1 protein-coding gene is annotated in these 7,539 nt (G+C 77.2%); it reads left to right on the top strand.

Annotated elements, in window-relative coordinates:
- Window positions 1-7,539: SDR family NAD(P)-dependent oxidoreductase (locus ACWGJO_RS40290; RefSeq protein WP_452190745.1), on the top strand; the 7,539-nt coding region annotated here is incomplete at both ends.

The following is a 7,539-nucleotide window of genomic DNA, read 5'->3' as shown; positions in this document are numbered from 1 at the left end:
CGCGGCGCCGAGGGCCCGGGCGCGGCCGAACTCGTCGCCGAGCTGCGGGACCTGGGCGCCGAGGCGGCCGTCGTGGCCTGCGACGCCGCCGACCGGAAGGCGCTGGCCGCGGTGCTCGCCGCGATCCCCGCCGAGCACCCGCTCACCGGCGTCGTGCACACCGCCGGCGTGGTCGACGACGGCGTGGTCACCGCCCTCACCGCCGAACAGCTCGCCACCGTCCTGCGCCCCAAGGCGGACGCCGCGCTGCACCTGCACGAGCTGACCGCCGACCGCGACCTCGCGATGTTCGTGCTGTTCTCCTCCGTCGCCGCCGTGCTCGGCCCGCCCGGGCAGGGCAACTACGCCGCCGCGAACGGCTTCCTGGACGCCCTCGCCGCCCAGCGGCGGGCCCGCGGCCTGGCCGGCGTCTCGCTGGCCTGGGGCCTGTGGGCCGAGTCCAGCGGCATCACCGGCCACCTCACCGGCGCCGACCTGGCCCGGGCGGCCAGGGTCGGCGCCCCGCTGACCACCGCGCAGGGCATGGCCCTGTTCGACGTCGCCGGCACCGTGCCCCGCGCGCACCTGGTCACCTCCAACCTCGACGTGACCGCACTGCGCAACGACCCGGCGGGACCGCCGCCGGTGCTGCGCTCGCTGGCCGGCGCCGCGCTGCGCCGGGCCAGCGACGCCCCGACCGCCGCGAGCCTCACCCAGCGGCTCGCCGGGGTGCGGCCGGACGGCCGGCTCCCGCTGCTGGTCGACCTTGTCCGGGAGCAGACCGCCCTGGTGCTCGGCCACGCCTCCCCGGACGCCGTCGCGGCCGGCCGCGCCTTCAAGGAGGCCGGCTTCGACTCGCTGACCTCGGTGGAACTGCGCAACCGGATGCAGGCCGCCACCGGCCTGCGGCTGCCCGCCACCCTGGTCTTCGACCACCCGAGCCCGGCCGCGCTCGCCGAGTACCTGCTCGGCGAACTGCTCGGCGGCCGTGACCTGCCCGCGCCCGTCCGGGCCGCCGCGACGGCCACCGACCAGGACCCGGTCGTGATCGTCGGGATGAGCTGCCGCCTGCCCGGCGGCGCCGACAGCCCGGAGCGGCTGTGGCGGCTGCTCGCCGAGGGCGGCGACGGCATGACCGACTTCCCCGCCGACCGCGGCTGGGAGGCCGAGGTCGCGGACGCGCCGTACGCGCTGCGCGGCGGCTTCCTCGCGGACGCCACCGGCTTCGACGCCACCCTGTTCGGGATCTCCCCGCGCGAGGCGCTGGCGATGGACCCGCAGCAGCGGCTCTCGCTGGAGGCCGCCTGGGAGGCCTTCGAGGACGCCGGCATCGACCCGACCGCGGTGCGCGGCGAGCAGGTGGGCGTCTTCCTCGGCGCCGGCACGTCGTACTACGGGATCGGCACCGACCTCTCCACCACCGCCGAGGGGCACGTCCTCGCCGGCACCTCGAACAGCGTGATCTCCGGCCGGGTGTCGTACACCTTCGGCCTGGAGGGCCCCGCTCTCACGGTGGACACCGCCTGCTCCTCCTCGCTGGTGGCACTGCACCTCGCGGCCCAGGCGCTGCGCGGCGGCGAGTGCGCGATGGCGCTGGCCGGCGGTGTCACGGTGCTGGCCGGTCCGGAGATCTTCGCCGAGTTCAGCCGGCAGGGCGGCGTCGCCGCGGACGGCCGCTGCAAGCCGTTCTCCGCCGAGGCGGACGGCACCGGCTGGGCCGAGGGCGTCGGCGTGCTGGTGCTGGAGCGGCTCTCCGACGCGCGCCGCAACGGCCACCGGGTGCTCGCCGTGGTCCGCGGCAGCGCGATCAACCAGGACGGCGCCTCCAACGGCCTCACCGCCCCCAACGGGCCCTCGCAGGAGCGGGTGATCCGCCAGGCGCTGGCCAACGCGGGGCTGACCGTCTCGGACGTGGACGCCGTCGAGGCGCACGGCACCGGCACCAGGCTCGGCGACCCGATCGAGGCCCAGGCGCTGCTGGCGACCTACGGCCGGGACCGCGGCGGCGAGCCGCTGTGGCTGGGTTCGATCAAGTCCAACATCGGGCACACCCAGGCCGCGGCCGGCGTCGCCGGGGTGATCAAGATGGTGCAGGCGATGCGGCACGGGACGCTCCCGGCCACCCTGCACGTCGCCGCGCCGAGCGGTCACGTGGACTGGGCGGCGGGCGCCGTGGAACTGCTGGCCGAGGCGCGCCCCTGGCCGGCCGTGGACCGGCCGCGCCGCGCGGGCGTGTCCTCCTTCGGCATGAGCGGCACCAACGCCCACGTCATCCTGGAAGCCGCCCCGGTCGTCACCGAGACCGCCGCGGTCCCGGAGACCGGTTCCGGAGTCCTCCCGTGGTTCCTGTCGGCCCGCACCCGGGCCGGACTGGGGGCGCAGGCCGCGCGGCTGCGGGAGTTCGCGGCCGGACACGGCGAGCTCACCCCGGCGGAGATCGGCCGGGCACTGCTGTCCCGCGCCGACCTGGAGCACCGCGCGGTGCTGCTCGGCGCCGACCGGACCGACCTGCTGGACGGGCTGGCGGCACTCGCCGAGGGCACGGCCCGGGCCGGGGTGGTCACGGGCGTCGCCGAGGAGCGCGACGGCCGTTCGGTGGCCTTCGTCTTCCCGGGCCAGGGCTCGCAGTGGGTCGGCATGGCGCGGGAACTCGCCGACTGGTCACCGGTGTTCGCGGCGCGGTTGGCCGCGTGCGAGGCGGCGCTGGTGCCGTACACCGACTGGTCGCTGACCGAGGTGCTGCGCGAGGGTGCGGACCTGTCCCGGGTGGACGTGGTCCAGCCGGTGCTGTGGGCCGTGATGGTGTCGCTGGCGGAGGTGTGGCGGGCGCACGGTGTGGAGCCCTCGGCCGTGATCGGCCACTCGCAGGGTGAGATCGCCGCGGCGGTGGTGGCTGGTGCGCTGTCCGTGGAGGACGGCGCGAAGGTGGTCGCGCTGCGCAGCCGGGCGCTGATCGAACTGGCCGGTGACGGCGGCATGGTGTCGCTGGCGGTCGGCCAGGAGGCCGCCGAGGGGCTGATCGGCGGCTTCGGCGGCCGGATCTCGGTGGCCGCGTTCAACGGCCCGTCCTCGACGGTGGTGTCGGGCGAGCCCGGCGCGCTGGACGAGCTGATGGCGCTCTGCGAGGAGAGCGGGGTGCGGGCCCGCCGGATCCCGGTGGACTACGCCTCGCACTCCGCCCAGGTGGAGCGGGTGCGCGAGCGGGTCCTGGCGGAGCTGGCCGGGATCAGCCCGACCACGTCCGCGGTGCCGCTCTACTCGACGCTGACCGGTGAGCCCATCGACACCGCGCGGATGGACGCCGGGTACTGGTACGACAACCTGCGTTCCACCGTCCTGTTCGAGCAGGCCACCCGTGCTCTGCTCGCCGACGGCCGCTCGGTGTTCGTCGAGTGCAGCCCCCACCCGGTGCTGACCGTCGGCGTGCAGGAGACCGCCGAGGACGCCGGCACCGCGCTCACCGCGGTCGGCACCCTGCGGCGCGACGACGGCGGCGCCGAGCGCTTCCTGACCGTCCTCGCCGAACTCTGGACGGCCGGCGTGCCGGTGGACGCCACCGGGGTGCTGCCGCCCGCCCGCCGCGTCGCCCTGCCCGGCTACGCCTTCCAGCGCGAGTACTACTGGCCCAAGCCCCTCGCGGCGCACGACGCCGCCGCCGTCGGCCAGGTGACGGCCGGCCACCCGCTGCTGCGGGCCGCCGTCCCGCTCGCCCACGACGGCGTCGTCCTGACCGGACGGCTGTCCACGACCAGTCACCCGTGGCTGGCCGACCACACCGTGCTCGGCCGCACCCTGGTGCCCGGCGCGGCCTTCGTGGAGATGGCCCTGCGGGCCGGCGAACAGGCCGGCAGCGCCCTGCTGCGGGAACTGGTGCTGCAGGCCCCGCTGGTGCTGACCGCGGCCGACGCGGTGGCCGTCCAGGTCGCCGTCGGCCCGGCGGACGGCGCGGGCGACCGCACCGTGGAGGTCTCCTCCCGGTCCGGCGAGGACGCGCCGTGGACCTGCCACGCCACCGGTCTGCTCGGCGCGCACGCGCCCGCCGCCGGCTTCGACCACGCCCAGTGGCCGCCCCACGGCGCCCGGCCCGTCGACCTGGCCGGCTTCTACCAGGCACTCACCGAGGCCGGCTACGGCTACGGCCCCGCCTTCCAGGGCCTGCGCGCCGCCTGGCGCGACGGCAGCACCGTCTACGCCGAGGTCGCCCTGCCCCAGGACGTCCAGGCCGACGGCTACGGCGTGCACCCCGCACTGCTGGACGCCGCCCTGCACGCCGCCGCCCTCGACGCCGAGGCCGGAACCAGGCTGCCCTTCGCCTGGACCGGCGTCTCGCTCCAGGCCGTCGGCGCCACCGGGCTGCGGGTCGCCCTGACCCGAGGCCCCGGCGGAACCACCGTGCGGGCCGCCGACCCCACCGGTGCACCCGTGTTCGCCGTCGACGCGCTGGCCGCCCGGGAGGTCACCCCCGAGGCCCTGGACGGCAGCGCCGCGCGCGGCGTCCACGACGCCCTGTTCGCCCTGGACTGGGTGCCCGCGACCGACCCGACCGCCACCCCCGACACCACCGGCTGGGCGGTGCTCGGCGCCGACGATGCCGGACTGCCGCGGGCCCTCCGCCACCCGGACCTCGCCGCACTGACCGCCGCCCTCGACGCGGGCGCGCCCACCCCGGCCGTCGTCGTCCTGCCGGTCCCGTCCGGCGACGACGCACGGGCCGTGCTGGCCACCACCTCCGCCATCCTCGGCCTGCTGCGCGACTGGCTCGCCGAGGAGCGGCTCGGCACCTCCCGGCTGGTGCTGCTCACCCGCGGCGCCGTCGGCGCGGACGCCGACCTCGCGGGGGCGGCCGTGCACGGCCTGGTCGCCTCGGCCCAGGCCGAGCACCCCGGCAGCTTCGTCCTGGTCGACCGCGACCCGGCCGGGGACGGCGGCCCCTGGCCGTCCGCCGTGGACACCGAGCCCCGCACCGCGCTGCGCGACGGCGCCGTGCTGCTCCCGCGCCTGGTCCGCACCCCGGCCGCGGACACGCCCGCGCTGCCCGGGTCGGTACTGATCACCGGCGGCACCGGAACACTGGGCGGCCTGGTCGCCCGGCACCTGGCCGCCCGGCACGGGGTGCGCCGACTGGTGCTGCTCGGCCGGCGGGGCGCCGACGCCCCCGGCGCGGCCGAACTGGTCGACGAGCTGCGGGCACTGGGCGCCGACGCGACGGTCGTCGCCTGCGACGCCGCCGACCGCGACGCGCTCGCCGCCGTGCTGGCCGAACACCCGGTCACGGGCATCGTCCACGCGGCCGGCGTGATCGACGACGGCACCGTCGGCTCGTACGACGACGCCCGGCTGGCCGGGGTGCTGCGGCCCAAGGTGGACGCGGCGCTCAACCTGCACGAGCTGACCGCCGACCGCGAACTCGGCCTGTTCGTCCTGTTCTCCTCCGCCGCCGGCACCTTCGGCCCGGAGGGCCAGGCGGCCTACGCGGCGGCGAACGCGGCCCTGGACGCGCTGGCCGCCCGCCGCGCCGCCGCGGGCCTCGCGGCGGTCTCGCTCGGCTGGGGCCTGTGGGCCGGCGCCAGCGGGATGACCGGCCACCTCTCCACCGAGCAGGTCGCCCGGGCCTCCCGCACCGCGGAGTCGCTCGGCGACGCCGACGGACTCGCCCTGTTCGACGCGGCCGTCGGCTCCGCACGCCCGCACCTGCTGCCGATCCGGCTGCGCTCGGCCGTCGGCCCGGACGGTGAGGTGCCGCCGCTGCTGCGCGCACTGGTCCGCCCGGCCCCGCGGCGCGCCGCCGCCGCCGAGACCGCCACCGGCTCGCTCGCGCACCGGCTGACCGGGCTCACCGAGGCCGAGCAGACCCGGACGGTCGGGGAACTGCTCGCCACCGAGGTCGCCGCCGTCCTCGGCCACGCGAGCGCGGCCGCCGTCGAGCCCGGCCGGGCCTTCAAGGACCTCGGCTTCGACTCGCTGCTCGCGGTCCGGCTGCGCAACCGGCTCCAGGAGGTCACCGGGCTGCGGCTGCCCGCCACCCTGGTGTTCGACCACCCGACCCCGGCCGTGCTGGCCGAGTTCGTCCGCGCCGAGCTGCTCGGCCGGCGCCCGGCCTCCCCGGCCGCCACCGGGCCCTCCGCCACGACCGCCGCCCCGGACGAGCCGATCGCGATCGTCGGCATGAGCTGCCGCTACCCCGGCGGCGTCACCGACCCGGACCGGCTGTGGGAGCTGCTGGCCTCCGGCGGGGACGGCATCACCGCCTTCCCGACCGACCGCGGCTGGGACGTCGGCGCCGTGTACGCCGGCGAGAGCGCGGGCGCCGCGACCGTCTTCGAGGGCGGCTTCCTGCACGACGCCGCCCGGTTCGACGCCGGCCTGTTCGGGATCTCCCCGCGCGAGGCACTGGCGATGGACCCGCAGCAGCGCCTGCTGCTGGAGGCCTCCTGGGAGGCCTTCGAGAGCGCCGGCCTGGACCCGACCGCGCTGCGCGGCAGCCGGACCGGTGTCTACGCCGGACTGATGTACCACGACTACGCGACCGGCGGCGGAGCCGTCCCGGACGAGGTCCAGGGCTTCCTCGGCACCGGCAACGCGGGCAGCGTCGCCTCCGGCCGGGTCTCCTACACCTTCGGTCTGGAGGGCCCGGCGGTCACCGTGGACACAGCGTGCTCCTCCTCCCTGGTCGCCATGCACCAGGCGGCCCAGGCGCTGCGCTCCGGTGACTGCGACCTGGCGCTGGCCGGCGGCGTCACCGTGCTCGCCACGCCCTCGGTGTTCACCGAGTTCAGCCGCCAGGGCGGGCTGGCCGCCGACGGGCGCTGCAAGGCCTTCTCGGCCGCCGCCGACGGCAGCGGCTGGTCGGAGGGCGTGGGCCTGCTGGTGCTGGAGCGGCTCTCCGACGCCCGGCGCAACGGGCACCGGGTGCTGGCGGTGGTGCGGGGCACCGCCGTCAACCAGGACGGTGCGTCGAACGGTCTGACGGCGCCGAACGGCCCGTCGCAGGAGCGGGTGATCCGGCAGGCGCTGGCCAACGCCGGGCTGTCGGCCGCCGAGGTGGACGCGGTGGAGGCGCACGGCACGGGCACCAAGCTGGGCGACCCGATCGAGGCCCAGGCGCTGCTGGCCACCTACGGTCAGGACCGTTTCGCGGACCGGCCGCTGTGGCTGGGCTCGGTGAAGTCGAACATCGGGCACACCCAGGCCGCGGCCGGTGTGGCGGGTGTGATCAAGATGGTGCTGGCGATGCGGCACGGCGTTCTGCCGGCCACGCTGCACGTGGACGCGCCGTCCCCGCACGTGGACTGGACGGCCGGGGCGGTGGAACTGCTCACCGAGGCCCGGCCGTGGCCCGAGGCGGACCGGCCGCGCCGCGCGGGTATTTCCTCCTTCGGGATCAGCGGCACCAACGCCCATGTGATCCTCGAATCCGTGTCCGAGCCGCGTCCGGCGGAGCCCGCCATCACGGGCGCGGGCCCGGTGCCGTGGCTGTTGTCGGGCCGGACGCCGGTGGCGCTGGGTGCGCAGGCGGAGCGGTTGCGGGAGTTCGTGGTGGGGCGTCCGGAGCTCGGGGTG

Source organism: Kitasatospora sp. NPDC054795 (assembly GCF_053611565.1).
This window is presented reverse-complemented; position numbering and strand designations above follow the sequence as displayed.